At 68.2% G+C, this 16,967-nt stretch carries 12 protein-coding genes; 5 read left to right on the forward strand and 7 right to left on the reverse strand.

Annotation, left to right across the window (positions count from 1 at the left end; translation table 11 throughout):
* Nucleotides 1–132 precede the first annotated feature (132 nt).
* The 5 genes from ADE01S_RS00870 (at nucleotide 133) to ADE01S_RS00890 (ending at nucleotide 8,860) form a co-directional block, all read left to right on the forward strand.
* Complete coding sequence (locus ADE01S_RS00870) at nucleotides 133–1,227, forward strand: efflux RND transporter periplasmic adaptor subunit (protein WP_062679567.1); 1,095 nt, start codon at nucleotides 133–135, stop codon at nucleotides 1,225–1,227.
* Nucleotides 1,224–4,391: an efflux RND transporter permease subunit gene (locus ADE01S_RS00875; protein ID WP_062679568.1), complete on the forward strand. Its 3,168-nt coding sequence runs from the start codon at nucleotides 1,224–1,226 to the stop codon at nucleotides 4,389–4,391. Before ADE01S_RS00870 ends, ADE01S_RS00875 begins: the two co-directional genes overlap by 4 nt.
* The gene (locus tag ADE01S_RS00880; protein ID WP_370511550.1) at nucleotides 4,388–5,866 is read left to right on the forward strand and encodes an efflux transporter outer membrane subunit; all 1,479 of its coding nucleotides are present in this window, start codon (nucleotides 4,388–4,390) and stop codon (nucleotides 5,864–5,866) included. The genes ADE01S_RS00875 and ADE01S_RS00880 overlap by 4 nt, the downstream gene beginning before the upstream one ends.
* A gap of 253 nt (nucleotides 5,867–6,119) precedes the next feature.
* Nucleotides 6,120–7,256 carry a C45 family autoproteolytic acyltransferase/hydrolase gene (locus tag ADE01S_RS00885; protein WP_062679569.1) on the forward strand — a complete coding sequence of 379 codons (1,137 nt, stop codon included), beginning with the start codon at nucleotides 6,120–6,122 and terminating at the stop codon, nucleotides 7,254–7,256.
* 38 nt (nucleotides 7,257–7,294) lie between these two features.
* The gene (locus ADE01S_RS00890) at nucleotides 7,295–8,860 is read left to right on the forward strand and encodes an ABC transporter substrate-binding protein (RefSeq protein ID WP_062679570.1); all 1,566 of its coding nucleotides are present in this window, start codon (nucleotides 7,295–7,297) and stop codon (nucleotides 8,858–8,860) included.
* 167 nt (nucleotides 8,861–9,027) lie between these two features.
* Here ADE01S_RS00890 and ADE01S_RS00895 read toward each other — a convergent pair whose 3' ends face one another.
* From ADE01S_RS00895 to ADE01S_RS00925, 7 genes are all read right to left on the reverse strand, one after another.
* On the reverse strand, nucleotides 9,028–10,587 hold the full coding sequence (locus ADE01S_RS00895; RefSeq protein ID WP_062679571.1) for an ABC transporter substrate-binding protein: 1,560 nt from the start codon (nucleotides 10,585–10,587) through the stop codon (nucleotides 9,028–9,030).
* A 177-nt stretch (nucleotides 10,588–10,764) separates the two neighbouring features.
* Nucleotides 10,765–11,385, reverse strand: a complete 621-nt coding sequence (locus tag ADE01S_RS00900; RefSeq protein ID WP_062679572.1) for a GntR family transcriptional regulator — start codon at nucleotides 11,383–11,385, stop codon at nucleotides 10,765–10,767.
* A gap of 93 nt (nucleotides 11,386–11,478) precedes the next feature.
* Nucleotides 11,479–13,134: an ABC transporter ATP-binding protein gene (locus tag ADE01S_RS00905; RefSeq protein WP_062679573.1), complete on the reverse strand. Its 1,656-nt coding sequence runs from the start codon at nucleotides 13,132–13,134 to the stop codon at nucleotides 11,479–11,481.
* Nucleotides 13,134–13,952: an ABC transporter permease gene (locus tag ADE01S_RS00910; protein ID WP_062679574.1), complete on the reverse strand. Its 819-nt coding sequence runs from the start codon at nucleotides 13,950–13,952 to the stop codon at nucleotides 13,134–13,136. Before ADE01S_RS00910 ends, ADE01S_RS00905 begins: the two co-directional genes overlap by 1 nt.
* The gene (locus ADE01S_RS00915) at nucleotides 13,949–14,893 is read right to left on the reverse strand and encodes an ABC transporter permease (RefSeq protein WP_062679575.1); all 945 of its coding nucleotides are present in this window, start codon (nucleotides 14,891–14,893) and stop codon (nucleotides 13,949–13,951) included. Before ADE01S_RS00915 ends, ADE01S_RS00910 begins: the two co-directional genes overlap by 4 nt.
* A gap of 61 nt (nucleotides 14,894–14,954) precedes the next feature.
* Nucleotides 14,955–15,818, reverse strand: a complete 864-nt coding sequence (locus ADE01S_RS00920; protein WP_062679576.1) for an alpha/beta hydrolase family protein — start codon at nucleotides 15,816–15,818, stop codon at nucleotides 14,955–14,957.
* Nucleotides 15,819–15,977: 159 nt separating this feature from the next.
* A complete protein-coding gene (locus ADE01S_RS00925) occupies nucleotides 15,978–16,895 on the reverse strand; it encodes a DUF808 domain-containing protein (protein WP_062679577.1) in 918 nt (305 codons plus the stop codon).
* Nucleotides 16,896–16,967: the final 72 nt, after the last annotated feature.

Genomic DNA, 16,967 nt, shown 5'->3' on the forward strand with positions numbered 1-16,967 from the left:
CCGGCCCCTTTCCCCTGTTTCCGCGCCGCGAGGTGTTCCGTGAATTGCCCTGGCCCTTGCGCGCGTCCCGTCGCCCGCAACGCCGCCGCCGACGCGGCGCCGCTCTCTTCCCGACGCCGCCCCTGGCGCCGCATGCTGTCGCTGCCGGCCGCCGCGGCGCTGGTGCTGACGATCGCCGGCTGCGGCCGCGGCGAAGCGCCCGCGCCGGGGCCGCGCCCCGTCGTGGCCATGCCCGCGCAGGCGGACGAACGCCTGCCGGCCTGGACGCTGCCGGGCGAAGTGCAGGCGCGCTACAGCACGCCGCTGTCGTTCCGCGTGAGCGGCAAGATCATCGAACGCAACGTCCGGCTGGGCGATGCCGTCGTGCCCGGGCAGGTCGTGGCCCGGCTGGACCCGGCCGACGCGACCAAGAACGCCGCCAGCGCCCGCGCGCAGCTGACGGCGGCCCAGCACCAGCTCGACTACGCGCGCCAGCAGCTGGACCGCGACCGCGCCCAGGCGCGCGAGAACCTGATTGCCACCACCCAGCTGGAACAGACCCGCAATGCCTACGCGGCGGCGCTGGCGCAGCGCGACCAGGCTGCCCAGCAGGCCGCGCTGTCGGCCGACCAGCTCAAGTACACGACGCTGCAGGCGGACCACGCGGGCGTGATCACCGCGGAGCAGGCCGACACCGGACAGAACGTGGCCGCGGGCGAGCCCGTCTACAACCTGGCCTGGTCCGGCGACATCGACGCCATCTGCGACGTGCCGGAAAGCGTGCTGGCGGGCCTGACTATCGGCCAGCGGGCCAGCGTCACGCTCGGGCCGCTGCCCGGCCAGGCGTACAGCGCCGTGCTGCGCGAAATCTCGCCGGCCGCGGACCCGCGCAGCCGCACCTATCGCGCCAAGCTGACCCTGGAGGCCCCCTCCCCCGAAGTGCGGCTGGGCATGACGGCCAACATCAGCTTCGAGAACCCCGCGGGCGACGGATCGCCGACCTTTACGGTCCCCGCCACCGCGCTGTTCCATGACGGGCCGCGGCCCGCCGTCTGGATCGTGAAGGCCGGCGACGACACCCTGGAACTGCGCCGCGTCGAAGTGCTGCGCTACGACGCGCGCACCGTCACCCTGGCCCAGGGCCTGCGGGACGGCGAACGCGTGGTGTGGCAAGGCGTGCACACGGTGACGGCCGGCGAAAAAGTGCGCCCCGTTCCTCCCCTGCATCCCGAGGACCACGCCTCATGAGCCGCGCCGATCCGGACGTCCCGGCGCACCGTCACGAGGAAGGCCGCTTCAACCTGTCGGCATGGGCCTTGCGCCACCAGCCGCTGGTCATCTTCATCATCACGCTGGTGACCCTCTTCGGCGTGCTGTCCTATTCCAAGCTGGCCCAGTCGGAAGACCCGCCCTTCACCTTCCGCGTCATGGTCATCAAGACGCTCTGGCCGGGCGCCACCGCCCAGCAGGTGCAGGAACAGGTCACCGACCGCATCGCCAAGAAGCTGCAGGAAGCCTCCAACACGGACTTCATGCGCAGCTATTCCCGGCCGGGCGAGTCCCTGATCTTCTACACCATGAAGGACTCCGCGCCCGCCAATACCGTCGCCGAGCAGTGGTACCAGGTCCGCAAGAAGGTCGGCGACATCGCGGCAACGCTGCCCCAGGGCGTGCAAGGACCGTTCTTCAATGACGAGTTCGGCGACGTCTACACCAACATCTACACACTGCAGGGCGACGGCTTTTCACCAGCCCAGCTGCGCGACTATGCCGACAAACTGCGCACGGTGCTGCTGCGCGTGCCCGGCGTGGGCAAGGTGGACTACTTCGGCGAACAGCCCGAACACGTCTACGTCGAAATCACCAATACCCAGCTGACCCGGCTGGGCGTGTCGCCCCAGCAGATCGCCCAGGCCATCAACAGCCAGAACGCCGTGGCGAACGCCGGCACGCTGACCACCGCCGACGACCGCGTCTTCGTGCGCCCCACGGGCCAGTACGCGAACAGCCGGGCGTTGGCGGACACCCTGATCCGGATCGACGGCAAGTCGGTCCGGCTGGGCGACATCGCCACGATCCGTCGCGGCTATGAGGATCCGCCCGTGGAGCAGATGCGGCTGGGCGGCCGCCTGGCGCTGGGCATCGGCATCACCATGCAGCCCGGCCGGGACGTGGTGCACCTGGGCAAGGCGCTGACCGCCAAGTTCGGCGAGCTGCAGGCCCAGTTGCCCGCCGGCCTCACGCTGAAGGAAGTTTCCAGCATGCCGCGGGCGGTATCGCACTCGGTCGACGACTTCCTGCGGTCGGTGGCGGAGGCGGTCGGCATCGTGCTGATCGTGAGCCTGGTCTCGCTGGGGCTGCGCACCGGCATGGTGGTGGTCATTTCCATTCCGGTGGTGCTGGCGGTCACGGCGCTGTTCATGGACATGTTCGGCATCGGCCTGCACAAGGTGTCGCTGGGCACGCTGGTGCTGGCCCTGGGCCTGCTGGTGGACGACGCGATCATCGCCGTCGAGATGATGGCCGTGAAACTGGAACAGGGCTGGAGCCGGGCGCGCGCCGCCGCGTTCGCCTACACCAGCACCGCCTTCCCCATGCTGACCGGCACGCTGGTCACGGTGGCGGGCTTCCTGCCGATCGCGCTGGCCAAGTCGAGCACGGGCGAGTACACCCGTTCGATCTTCCAGGTGTCCGCCATCGCGCTCATCACCTCCTGGTTCGCCGCCGTGGTGCTGATCCCGCTGCTGGGCTACCGGATGCTGCCCGAGCGCAAGCGCGAGGCCCATCTGCCCGACGGCCACGAGCACGACATCTACGACACCCGCTTCTACCGGCGCCTGCGGGGCTGGGTCGCGTGGTGCGTGGACCGCCGCTACCTGGTGCTGGGAGGCACGATAGTGACGTTCGCGGTGTCGATGGCAGGCTTCGGGCTGGTGCCCCAGCAGTTCTTCCCCAGTTCCGACCGCAGCGAACTGCTGGTGGACGTCCGCCTGCAGGAAGGCGCCTCGTTCGCGGCCACGCTGCGCCAGGTGGAACGGCTGGAAAAGACGCTGGAAGGCCGCCCCGAGATCGAGCATTCGGTCAGCTTCGTGGGCACGGGCGCGCCGCGTTTCTACCTGCCGCTGGACCAGCAGCTCGCCACCCCCAACTTCGCCCAGCTGGTGATCACCGCCCACTCCGTGGAAGACCGCGAAAAGCTGGCCCAGTGGCTGCAGCCCATGCTGCGCGAGGAGTTCCCGGCCATCCGCACCCGCCTGTCGCGCCTCGAAAACGGGCCGCCCGTGGGCTTCCAGGTCCAGTTCCGCGTCAGCGGCGACCAGATCGCCGAAGTCCGCGCCGTGGCCGAGCGCGTGGCCGCCGAGGTCCGCGCCGACAAGCGCTCGACGAACGTGCAATTCGACTGGGACGAGCCCTCCGAACGCTCGGTGCGCTTCGAGATCGACCAGCAGAAGGCGCGCGAGCTGGGCATCGCCTCCAGCGACGTGTCCGATTTCCTCGCCATGACGCTGTCCGGCTACGCGGTAACGCAATACCGCGAGCGCGACAAGCTGATCAACGTGAGCCTGCGCGCGCCGCTGGACGAACGGATCGATCCGGCGCGCCTGGCGACGCTCGCCATGCCCACGCCCAATGGGCCGGTGCCGCTGGGCAGCCTGGGCCATGTCCGCTACGACCTGGAATACGGCGTCATCTGGGAACGCGACCGCCAGCCCACCATCACGGTGCAGGCCGACGTGACCGCCGGCGCCCAAGGCATCGACGTCACCCGCGCCATCGATGCGAAGCTCGACGCCGTGCGCGCCGAGCTGCCCGTCGGCTACCGCATCGAGGTGGGCGGGCCGGTGGAGGAAAGCGGCAAGGGCCAATCCTCCATCAACGCCCAGATGCCGCTGATGGCGGTCGCGGTGCTGACGCTGCTGATGGTGCAGCTGCAGAGCTTCGCCAGGGTGCTGATGGTGGTGTTGACCGCCCCGCTGGGACTCATCGGGGTGGTCGCCGCGCTGCTGATGTTCGGCAAGCCGTTCGGCTTCGTCGCCATGCTGGGCGTGATCGCCATGTTCGGCATCATCATGCGGAACTCGGTCATCCTGGTGGACCAGATCGAGCAGGACATCGGCGCAGGCCACAAGCGCGTGGACGCCATCGTCGGCGCCACGGTGCGGCGCTTCCGGCCCATCACGCTGACCGCCGCGGCCGCCGTGCTGGCCCTGATCCCGCTGTTGCGCAGCAACTTCTTCGGCCCCATGGCCACCGCCCTCATGGGCGGCATCACCAGCGCCACGGTGCTGACGCTGTTCTTCCTGCCCGCGCTCTACGCCGCCTGGTTCCGCGTCCGCCATGACGAGCGCGACGAACCCGAAGGCGTGCCGCCGGGCGCGAACGCCGGCGACACCGCGGAGCGGGGAGCATGAAGCCGATGACGATGACCCGATTCCCGATCCGTCCTTTTCGGTTGGCCGCCCTTCCGCTGACGCTTGCCCTGGGCGCCTGCGCCTTCGCCCCGGACGGCAAGCCGCCCGCCGTGGCGCCCCCCGCGCAATACGGCGTCGCCCCCACGCCCGCCGCGGGCGCCTCGGCCCAGGGGGTGGCGCAGCGTTTCGAACAGGGCGCCCGGCCGGTGCCCGAATGGTGGAAACGCTATGGCTCCGCCGCGCTCGACGCGCTGGTGGAGGAAGGTCTGGCCCACAGCCCGGACCTGGCGGCGGCGGAACGCAATCTTGCAGGCGCGCGCGAACAATTGCGCGGGCAGGTGAACTCGTCCATGCTGCCCTCGGTGGACGCCGGCGCGGACGCTTCGCGCAGGCGCGCGCTCACGATGCCGAACCTGCCCGAGCCGACGGCCCGCTACAACGTGTTCACCGGGCAGATCCACGCCCAGTACGACCTGGACCTGTTCGGCGCGGCGCGCTTCGCCAACCTGTCCCTGGCCGCCCAGGTGGCGCAGCAGGCATTCCAGCTCGAATCCGCTCGGCGCTCGCTGGCCGGCAACATCGTCACCGGCGCCATCGCCGCCTCCGCGCTCGCGCAGCGCGTGGCCCTGACCGAAAAACAGGCGGTGCTGGCGCGCCAGGTGGCGCGCGATACGCAGCGCCGCTACGAGCTGGGCGCCGCCTCGCAGAACGACGCCCTCGACGCGGACCAGGACGCGGCCTCGCTGGAAGCCTCGCTGCCCGGATTGCGCGCGCGCTGGCATGCCACCCGCCACGCGCTGGCCGTGCTGCTGGGCCGCACGCCCGACCAGGCCCCGCCCGACCTGGATTTCGACATGCTGGCCGTGCCCGAGCAGGTGCCGGTGGTGGTGCCGTCCGAACTGCTGGCCTCGCGTCCGGACATCCTGCTGGCCGATGCCGTGGTGCAGGCCGCCGCGGCCGACGTGGGCGCGGCAACCGCGCAGCTGTTCCCCAGCCTGTCGCTGTCGGCCTCCATGGGCCAGGCGGGCTTCAACTGGCCGGCGGCGCTGTCGGGCGCCGGCTCCATCTGGGCCATCGGGGCGTCGCTGACGCAGCCCATCTTCCACGGCGGCGCGCTGCTGGCCGAGCGCAACGCGGCCAAGGAGCGCTACGAAGCGTCCCTGCTGCAGTACAAGCAGACCGTGCTGACGGCATTCCGCGACGTGGCCGACACGCTGTCCCGGCTGGACGCGGGCGGGCAGGCGCTGGCCTCCGCCGAGTCGTCGCGGCAGGCGGCGGAGCAGTCGTACCGCAACACGGCCAGCCGCGTCCGCCTGGGCGCGCTGCCGCCCTATACCGAGTACGCGGCCGAGCAGCATTATGTCGCCGCCCGTTTGCGCGAAGTCGATTACGCCGACGCCCGCCTGACCGAAACCGCGGCGCTGTTCCAGGCCATGGGTTCGCCCGTGCGCGCGCAGGACCCCGCGCCGCGCTAGCCGGCGCGGGGTCGGAATTCCTCGCCCCGGCCGCCCAGGCCTGGGGCGCCTGTTCCCCATGCGCGACGCGAGCCCGGCAACGAATGAGCGCGCCCGCGCCCATGGGGACTACCCAGCTCGTCCGGCGCGCAACGTCCGTCCCTCCCTCCTGCCCTGGTAAACCCTGAGCAATATTGGCGCCAAAATAAGCTAACATTTTTTGGCACTCATTTTTATTTCCCGATTCCGCGGCGCGCGGCGCCGCCTTCCGTCCATGACCCAGATCACCCAATTCCCCTTCGTATCGGTTTCCGGTTCGCCCGAAGCCCGCGGCCGCTCCTATGGCCAACAAGCCGCCGACCGCGTGCGCAAGAGCGCCGCGATGTACGGCCAGACCCTGGTCGACCTGGGTTATGACGCCATGGCGCGCACCCAGCTCATCACCGGCTTCGCCCGCGAGATCGAGAACTTCGCGCCCCATTACCTGGAAGAAATGCGCGGCATCGCCGCCGGCGCCGACGTGTCCTTCGAAGACATCGTCATGGTCAACGCGCGCACGGAAGTCATCGCCAAGGCCCGCGCCGAAAAGAAGAAGGCGGCCGAACTGGAGCCGGGCGACGGCTGCACCGGCGCCATGATCCTGCCCACGCGCTCGGCCAACGGCCGCCTCATCCATGGCCAGAACTGGGATTGGCGCGCCGAGTGCGCCGAGACCGCCATCGTGCTGCGCGTGCGCAACGACAACGGCCCCGACATCCTGACCTTCGTCGAAGCGGGCGGCCTGGCGCGCAGCGGCCTCAACAGCGCCGGCGTCTCCATCACCGCGAACTACCTGGAATCCGACCGCGACTTCCGCCAGCTCGGCGTGCCGCTGTCGCTGATCCGCCGCAAGGTGCTGGAGCAGGAACATTTCGCCCTCGCCATCAAGACGGTGGCGACCACGCCCAAGTCCTGCTCGAACAACATCATGATCGGCATGGCCGCCGGCTTCGGCGTGGACTACGAGTGCACGACCGACGAAGCCTTCCCCATCTATCCGGGCAGCGACGACCTGATCGTCCACGCCAACCACTGGGTCAGCGAAGTCGCCCTGGGCAAGCTGCGCGACACCGGCCGCGCCAGCACGCCCGAGAGCGCCTACCGCGACTGGCGCGTGCGCCGCCTGCTCAACGAGCGCGAGCAACTGACGCGCGAAGACCTCAAGCGCGCCCTGTTCGACGACTTCGGCGCGCCTTACTCGGTGTGCCGTCCGCCGCGCCCCGGCAGCCACGACAACCTGTCGGCCACGGTCGCCATGGTGATCATGGAGCCCGCCGCCGGCCTGATGGAAGTCGCCCCCCTGCCCGCCCTGAACCGCAGCTTCACGCGGTACAGCCTGAACGCCGAACCCGAACTGCTGGCCGCCGCCTGAACCGGCGGGCGCTGGCGCAACCCGAGGAAGACGTAGCCATGAAACTCCATTTACTGGGCGCCGCGCTGGCGCTGGCGCTGGGCGGCCTGTCGCTGCCCGCCGCCGCGCAGGCCGCCGCGCCGCTGCGCATTTCGCTTACGGCCGACATCCGTTCGACCGAACCCGGCGTCAACCGGGACAGCAATAGCGACGCGGTCGTGCTGCATATCGTCGAAGGCCTGGTGGCCTATGGCGAGGATGCGGAAGTCCGCCCGCTGCTGGCCAAGTCGGTCGACATCAGCCCGGATGGCAAGACCTACACGTTCACGCTGCGCGACGGCGTGAAGTTCCACAATGGCGCGCCGCTGACCTCGGCGGACGTGCTGTGGAGCTGGCAGCACTACACGGCGGCCAAGTCGGGCTGGCGCTGCGCCAGCGAATTCGACGGACGCGGCACCGTGAAAGTGCTGGGCGTGGAAGCGCCGGACGCGAACACCGTCGTCTATCACCTGGAAAAGCCCAGCGCCCTGTTCCTGGCCTCGCTGGCACGCACCGATTGCGGCGGTGCCGGCATCCTGCACAAAGACTCCGTCAAGGCCGACGGCAGCTGGGACAAGCCCATCGGCACCGGCCCGTTCTCGCTCGGCGAATGGAAGCGCGGCGAGTATGTAAGCCTGAAGAAGTTCGCCAACTATGCCAACCGTGGCGGCGCGCGTGACGGCTATACCGGTTCCAAGCGCCCGCTCGTGGACGAGGTCCGGTTCGTGATCGTTCCCGACGACTCCACGGCCAAGGCCGCGCTGCAACGCGGCGATATCGACATCATCGAAGACGTCTCCAACAACGACGTCCCCGTGCTGCAGAAGACGCCGAACATCAAGGTGGCCTACGCCCCCGTGATGAGCATGACGGCGCTGCTGCTGCAGACCAAGGATCCGGTGCTGTCCCACCCGAAGATGCGCCAGGCGCTGGCCCACGCCATCGACTACACGCAACTGGCCGCCGCCGTCACCGAAGGCCTGGCTCAGCCCAACAATTCCATCGTGCCCCTGGTGTCGCCGTACTACGACGCCACCCAGAAGCAGGGCTGGAGCTACGACGTCGCCAAGTCGCAGAAGCTGCTGCAGGAAGCCGGGTACAAGGGCCAGGAACTGGTGCTGCTGACGACCAAGCGCTATCCGCAGTCGTATAACTCGGCCGTGATCATCCAGGCCATGCTGCAATCGGCCGGCATCAACGCGCGCCTGTCGGTGGTGGAATGGGCCACGCAGCTGGACCGCTACAACGCCGGCACGTACCAGATGATGTCCTTCCCCTACTCCGCCCGCCTCGACGCGGCGCTGAGCTACGAGATGATGTCGGGCGACAAGGCCAAGCAGCCGCGCAAGGTTTGGGACAATCCGGAAGCGCTGAAGCTCATCGACGCAGCCTCGGTTGATTCCGAGTCGGCAAAGCGCCAGTCCTCGTTCGACCAACTGCACAAGCTGTTCCTCGCCGACGTTCCCAGCATCCCCCTGTACAACGGCCTCGATATCGGCGCCTTCCGCTCGGACATCAAGGGATACCAGCCGTGGGCAGTCAAGAAGCCGCGGGCCTGGGAAGTTGAGAGGGTTGCAACGCCCTGATGGTTCTTCGTAGGTCGAGCCCGTGACGCCGCTGGACCTATGTATGTGAGAGGTTGATATGCCCGCCCAAAACGACCGCCCGCGCGGTCGTTTTGGGCATACACACATTCGGAAACTGACGCAGTGCTTGCTGCGCGGACACGGCCGGCGCCTAAAGAACCGAATCCTTACTTCCCGGCAACAATCTTCGTTTCCCACACTCGCGGCTTCCCCTCCCACACGGAGAAACCTTCCACGCGTTTGTTGTGCGCCCAGGCATCCGCGCCGTTGTACAGCACCAGCAGCGGCGTCTGTTCCAGCATCAGGGTGTGCAGTTGGTCGAACAGGGCCTGGCGCTTGGCGGGGTCCGATTCCAGGAAGCTCTCGTCGATCAGCTTCTGGGCCGCAGGATCATCCCAGACCTTGCGCGGCTGCTTGGACTTGTCGCCGGCGAACTGCTCGAAGCTCAGGGCCGGGTCCAGGCGCGAGGAATAGGTGAAGGAGCTGATCTGGTACTTGCCGGTGTTGTAGCGGTCCAGCTGCGTGGCCCACTCCAGCACCTCGATCTTGGCGTTGATGCCCACCGCCTGCATCATGGCCTGGGCCATCACCGCCACCTGGTAGCTCGGCACGTGGGCGCGCTTGTTGGCGTAGATGACGATGGGCTCGCCCTTGTAGCCGGCTTCCTTCAGCAATTGCTGCGCGCGCGCCGGGTCGTACTTGTAGGTGCGCTTCTCCGAATCCTGATAGTAGGCCGACCCCGCGTGCACGGCGGAGTTGTTCAACTGGCCCAGGCCTTCGGAGGCCGCGGCCACCACTTGCGGGATGTCCAGCGAGGCCGCGATGGCCTGGCGCAGCTTCACGTTCTTCAGCACCGGATCCTGCGTCTGGAACAACAGCGTGTGCTTGGTGGCGTCGTGCGGACCGAACACGGTCAGGTTGCGCGAATTCTTCAGTTCGGCGACGTCGGTGCTGGTGATCTGCCCGGCGTCGATCGCGCCCGAGGCCATGCCCGCCTTCGAAGTCGAGGGGTCCGGCACCACCAGGAACTTGACCTCGTCCACCAGCGGCCGTTTGGAGCCGACATAGCCGTCCGGTTTGTCGCCGGCGGGAGAGACGTAGTCCTTGAAGGCGGACAACAGCGCGTATTCGCCGCGTTTCCATTCCTTGAGGGTGAAGGGCCCGGTGCCCACCGGCTTGATCCAGGAACCGTCGGCCGCGACGGAATCCTTGGAAAGGATGGCCGTCATGCCGCAATCGGTGCGCGCCAGCGAATCCAGGAACACCGCGGACTTGCGGTCCAGCTTCATCACCACGGTCCGGGCGTCGGGCGCGAACACCTCGGTCACTTTCAGCCCGTTGCGGCCGTCGAAATCGCTGCGGCAACGCCAATCCGTCTTCGGATCCATGTAGCGCTCCCAGTTCCACAGCACGTCGGCCGAGGTCAGCGTGGCGCCGTTATGGAACTTCACGCCGTCGCGCAGCTTGAAGGTGTAGGTCAGGCCGTCTTCCGACAAGTCCACCGACTTGGCCAGCAAGGGCGCCACGGTGCCGTTCTCGCGATAGCCGACCAGGCCTTCGACGATATTGAGCACCACGCCGTCGGTCGTGTTGTCGCGGTTGACGCCAGGATTGGTGGAGCGGATGTCGGCGGGTTGGGCGACGGTCAGCAGTTCTGCCTGGACCGGAGCGGCGGCAGCCAGCGCCAGGCTGAGCGCGAGCGCTCTGGGAACGAAAACGTGGTGCATGCAAAAAACTCCCCGGCGTGCGGCGCAAAATTCACGCATATATTGGCGCCAAAATAATCTCGCAATTATGGACGGTCTGCCGCCCGCCGCCATACGGGGTATCCCTGAAACGCGCCCCAAATGCATCGCGGCGGCCCCTTTTCAGGAAGCCGCCGCGATGGCCGGAGTATCAGGCTTTCAGGAAATGTCCTGGCCGACGTGGGCCGCGATGATTTTCTGCAGCCGTTTCACGTCGCGCGCCTCCAGCGCCTCGACCATGTCGAAGTGCTCGCGGGCGGACGTTTCGATGCGCGAACGCGTCACCCACTCCTTGGCGGGCGCGGCCGGCCCGCGAGCGCGGGTTTCCTGGATCAGGGCGGCCAGCTCGCGGTTGCTGCACATCTCGTACATGCCAGCATGGAAAGCCAGGTTGACTTCATATTGCTCCAGCAGCGTGCCATCCTGGAGCAATTTGTCGAAGCGCTCGGCCAGGGCGCGCAACGCCCGCACCTTGGCGGCGGTGACGTTGGGCATGAGGTCCGCCGCCGCGCCGGTCTCCAGCAGGATGCGGATATCCCGGATCTGCAGGTGCAGGTCCGGGTCCATCGCGTAGACGTGGTAGCCCCGGTTCGGAATGTGCGCAATCAGCCGCTTCGCGGCCAATTGGTCTAGCGCCCGCCGGACGTCCAGGCGCTTGGCCTCGTAACGTTCCTGCAGGTCGATCTGTTTCAGCCAGGCGCCGGGACCATATACGCCCGCTTGAATATCATGGGCAATACGATCAACCAGGCCGGGCCGTGTCGCCGCCGCTTTCGGCATGGACCCCTCCCGTCAATCAAATCCGAAGCGCGTATTTTAGGGGCAAGTGCGCGCCGCGCCAGCAGGCGCGCGCGCGACGCCTCGCCCCAGGGCTTACGCGGTGGCCCTCAAGGCCTCCTGCCCCTCCAGCCGCCAGCGCAGGCGGACCCCGCCGGCGTCGGTGGATTCCAGCGCCGGGATCGCCGACAGCAGGCTGCGGGTGTAGTCCTCGCGCGGGCGGTCGAACACTTCGTCGCGGGAGCCCTGCTCCACGATGCCGCCGTCGCGCATGACCACCACGCGGTCGGCCACCTGCTCCACCACGCCCAGGTCGTGGCTGATGAACAGGCAGGAGAAGCCGTGGCGCTCCTGCAGGTCGGCGAACAGGTCCAGCACCTGCGCCCGCACCGTCACGTCCAGCGCCGAAACCGGCTCGTCGGCGATCACGAAGGCGGGCCGCCGGACGACGGCGCGCGCGATCGCCACGCGCTGGCGCTGGCCGCCGGACAACTCGTGCGGGAAGCGCTTGGCATACTCGGAGCCCAGGCCCACTTCGGCCAGCACCTCGTCCACGCGCCGCCGCTTGTCGGCCGCCGGCATGTCGTCCAGCATCCGCAGGCCCTCGCCCACCAACTGCCCGATGGTCATGCGCGGGTCCAGCGAGGAATACGGATCCTGGAACACCATCTGGCAATTCAGCCGGTAATCGCGCCAGGCGGGCGAACGGCGCGCGACCTGCTGGCCGCGGAACAGGATCTGGCCCGAGGTCGGCGTCAGCAGCCCGGCGATGGCCCGGCCCAGCGTCGTCTTGCCCGAGCCGGACCCTCCCACCACTGCCACGACTTCCCGCGGCTTGACGTGCAGGTCGATGCCGTTGAGCGCCCGCTTGGCGCCCGTGCGGGAGAACAGCCGCTGGTGGCCCGCGTAGTCCACGATCAGGTTGCGGACCTCGACGATGGGCGCTTCCTTGGTCTGCGGACGCGCCGGCTGCCGGCGCGGCATGGCGTCCAGCAGCTTGCGGGTGTAGGGATGCTGCGGCCGTTCCAGGATGCCGGCCGTGGTGCCGGTTTCCAGCACCTTGCCGTGCTGCATCACCACCATGCGCTCGGTGTAGCGCGCCACCATCGGCAGGTCGTGGCTGATCATCAGCACGGCCGTATGGTGCTCGCGGGTCAGGTCCACCATCAGTTCCAGCACGTCCCGCTGCACCACGGCGTCCAGCGCGGTGGTGGGCTCGTCGGCGATCAGGAGCGCGGGTTCGAGCAGCATCACCGAGGCCAGCATCATGCGCTGGCGCATGCCGCCCGAGAACTCGTGCGGCCAGGCCTCGGTCGCGCCCTTGGGATCGCGGATGCCCACGCGCCGCAGCATCTCCAGAATGCGTTCGCGGCGCGCTGCCCCGGACAGATCGCGGCGGTGCAGCTTCAGGCCTTCGTCCAGCTGGCGCCCGATGGGCATGGAAGGGTTGAGCGAAGTCATGGGTTCCTGGAACACCATGCCGATGCGCGCGCCCCGCAACTTGCGCAGGGCGGACTGGCTCGCCTTGGTGACGTCGATGCCCTCGAACAGGATGGAGCCGCCCGCCGCCACCAAAGGCTGCGGGGTCAGGCCCATGATGGCGCGAGCCGCCTGAGTCTTGCCGCTGCCGGATTCCCCCACGATGCCGACCATCTCGCCGGGCGCCACCTCGAAGGACACCCCGCCGACGATCTCGCGCCCGCCCGGGCCCACCGTCAGCGACAGATTCGATACGGATACCAGTGCGCTCATTACACGCCCCTCATGCGGGGATCGAAGCGGTCTCGCACCGCGTCGCCCAGCAGGTTGATCCCCAGCAGCGCGAGCGCGATGGCCAGGCCGGGAAGAATGGATAGATAGGATGCCTGCGCCATGAACGGCCGCGCCGCCGCGAGCATATTGCCCCAGGTGGGCGCGGGCGGCGGCACGCCCAGGCCCAGGAAGGACAGCGCGCTTTCCGCCAGGATCACCCAGCCGAACATGGACGTGGCCAGCACCGTCAACGGCGCGACGCAGTTGGGCAGCACGTGGCGGAACATGGTGTAGAGCTCGGAGTTTCCCAACACGCGGGAAGACTCGATGAACTCCTTTTCGCGCAGGGACAGCACCGTGCCCCGCACGATGCGCGTCACCGAGGGCGTGTAGGCCAGCCCCAGCGCGAGGATGATGCCGTACTTGTTGGCGCCCACCACGGCCAGCAGGCCGAGCGCCAGCAGCAGGCCGGGAAAGGCCAGCAGCGCGTTGTTGAAGGCCATGATGATGCGGTCGGTCCAGCCCCGCACGAAGCCCGTCAGGGTGCCGATCGCCGTGCCCGCCACGATGGCGAAGCTGACGGTCAGCAGGCTGATCCAGACGCTGCTCGACGCCCCCGCCAGCAGGCGGGACAGTTCGTCGCGGCCGAACTCGTCGGTGCCCAGCAGGAATTCCCCGCCGGGCGGCCGCAGGCGGGCCGCAAAATTGATCTTGAGCGGGTCATAGGGAGTCCAGAAGGCGCCCATGATCGCCGCGACGATCATCAGCGCCACGATCGCGCCGCCCAGCAGCGCGTTGGCCGGAATTCGCTTTTTCATTCGGCGGTCACTCTCGGGTCGAAAAGGGGATAGCAGAGATCGATCAGCAGGTTCACGATCACGTAGACCACGCCCACGAACAGCAGGCAGCCCTGGATCACGGGATAGTCGCGGGCGAAGATCGAATCCACGAGCAGACGGCCCAGGCCGGGAATCGTGAACACCGTTTCCACGACGGCGATGCCGCCCAGCAGGTTGCCCAGCACCAGGCCGATCAGCGTCCAGGTGGGGCCGAAGGCGTTGCGGAAGGCATGGCGCGTCAGCACGGCGAATTCGGACAGGCCCTTGGCTCGCGCATGAGTGATGTAGTCCAGCCGCAGCACTTCCAGCGTGCTGGCCCGGGCCATGCGCATCAGCACGCCGATCTCGTGCAGGAACAGCGTGGCGATCGGCATGACCAGGTACAGCAGGCCGGCCTTCCAGTCGTCGCCGATGGATACGTAGCCCACCACCGGCAGCCATTGCAGCTTCAGGCCGAAGAAGATCAGCAGCAGCAGGCCCAGCCAGAAGGTCGGGATGGACACCAGCAGCGTGGCGGTCCCCACCAGGAACAGGTCGGGCGCCTTGTTCTGCTTCCAGGCCGCGATCATGCCGGCCGGCACCGCCACCATCGCGGCAAACAGCACCGCCACCAGCACCACGCGGCCGCTGATCAGGAAACGGTCCCACACCAGCGGCAGCACGGGCTGGCCGGTATTGATGGAGGCGCCCAGGTCGCCGTGCAGCATGTTGCCGAACCAGATGCCGAACTGCGTGGCCCAGGTCTGGTCCAGGCCCAGCCTGCCGCGCAGGTCGGCCAGCGCGGCAGGCGTGGCCAGATCGCCCAGCAGCAGCTGGGCCGGATCGCCGGGAATGAGCCGGATCATTACGAACACGGCCACCGCCACGATCAGCAGCGTGGGCACGGCCATGACGATACGGGATAGCGCGAAACGCAACATGGCCCTCTCCTATCGCCCGGCGCGGACGCTGCCGCGCCGCGGGCTCTTCAAGAATTCAGTGTTACGCATTGCGCAGCCTGGCCAGCGCCGACGCCAGGAAGTCCTGGACTTCGCCCACGCACTTCAGGCCGTCGTGCGGCACGTTGTCCACCAGGTCGAGCGTGACGTTCACGCCCGCCGCCTCGAACGAGCGGCGCAGCGATTCCAGCCGCTCCGGACGATTCCGGCCGGCGGAGTTGGCGCCCGGCATGAAGAACTTGCCGCCTTCGCGATGGGTGATTTCCCAGGTTTCCAGGTCGGCCTTGCCGACCACCATGTGCACGGCCACGCGGCGCAGGGCGTCCACGTCGATGCCCTTGCCGAAGCGGGTTTCGGCGTCGCGCACGCCCACCCACCAGTCCTGCTCGGGATCCAGCAGCGTCACCGAACCCGGCGCGCCGATCGATACCGCCCACAGGCGTTCCGGATGGAGCAATGCGAAGCGGTTCACGAACTGGCCGCCGCCCGAATAGCCGAACAGGGCGAACTGCTCGAAATCGCGGCCGAACTTCTCGCCCACTTCCGCCACCATGTCCAGCAGGATATGGTCATAGCGGATTTCCCCTTCGCGCAGCTGCTTGAAGCCGTCGCGGTTGCCGTCGCCCAGCGGGCCGACGGGGAACAGCGGGCAGAGCACGATGCAATCGTTCCAGCGGGCGAACTCGGCGAACGCGTCGCGGTACTCCACGAAGGCCCGGCCCGTGCCGTGCATGATCACGACCAGTTCCATCGGGTGCCGGGCCGCGTCGATGTGCGGCGGCACGTACATGCAATAGGAAAAGCGCGGATCGGTGCGCGCGGCGAAGACGGTGCTGTGCCCCAGGTCGTAGATGGCGCGGGCGCGGGCGGCGTCGGGTTGGATGGCGAGTGCTGCGTCGGACTGCATGGTTTCCTCGTTTCCATGGCCGCGTCGCGGGCCATGGTCTGTGCCGGTGGTCAAAACAATGATCACATAAATTGGCGCCAATTTTAGGCATCAGTGATCCGACACAACAAGGCAGGGGATTCCCTAGGGCGGCTGGTCCGGCAGGCGGAAGGCCGGGGCTCAGCCCTTGCCCAGCAGCCGCTTGGCCAGGCCGACCGCGCCCAGCACCACGGCCCCGGCCACCACGCCGAACAACGCGTTGAGCACGGTGGACACCAGTGCAGGCACCACGCCGCCCTCGCCCACCGCCGCGGCGGCGCCTTCGATGGCGGCGTACAAGGGCGCGATGCCGTGCGTCAGAATGGCGCCGCCGACCATGAACATGGCGGCCGTCCCCACCACGGACAGCGTTTTCATCAGGTAGGGCGCGGCGCCCACGATGCGCCGGCCCAGCCAGGCCAGCGCCTGCGAGGACTTGCGGCTGAGGTACAGGCCCAGGTCGTCGAGCTTGACGATGCCGGCCACCAGCCCATAGACGCCGACCGTCATGGCGATGGCGATGATGGACAGCACCATGACCTGGCGGGTGAAGTCGGCGTCCGCCACCGCCCCCAGGCTGATGACGATGATTTCCGCCGACAGGATGAAATCGGTGCGCACCGCGCCTTTGATCTTGCCGCGCTCGAAGGCCACCATGTCGACCGCCTGGTCCTGCAGCGCGTCGGCGCGCGCCGCGTGGTGGTTTTCGGCGGAGTCGCCGTGCGACAGGTATTTGTGGGCCAGCTTTTCGACGCCCTCGTAGCAGAGGAAGGCGCCGCCCAGCATCAATAGCGGCGTGATGGCCCAGGGCGCGAAGGCGCTGATGAGCAGCGCCGCCGGCACCAGGATCAGCTTGTTGACGAAGGAGCCCTTGGCAACCGCCCAGACCACCGGCAGCTCGCGGTTGACGGGGACGCCGGTGACCTGCTGCGCATTGAGCGCCAGGTCGTCGCCCAGCACGCCGGCGGTTTTCTTGGCGGCCACCTTGGTCATGACGGATACGTCGTCCAGTATGGTGGCGATGTCGTCGAACAATGCGAAAAAGCTGCTTCCGGCCATCAAGAATCCCCGTCGCCTCGTAAGGTTTTCCGAGTGTACAGGCGGCCGCGGCCATCGATGCGCGCGGCGCAT

It is taken from the genome of Achromobacter denitrificans NBRC 15125 (assembly GCF_001571365.1).
GTDB classification, from domain to species: domain Bacteria; phylum Pseudomonadota; class Gammaproteobacteria; order Burkholderiales; family Burkholderiaceae_B; genus Achromobacter; species Achromobacter denitrificans.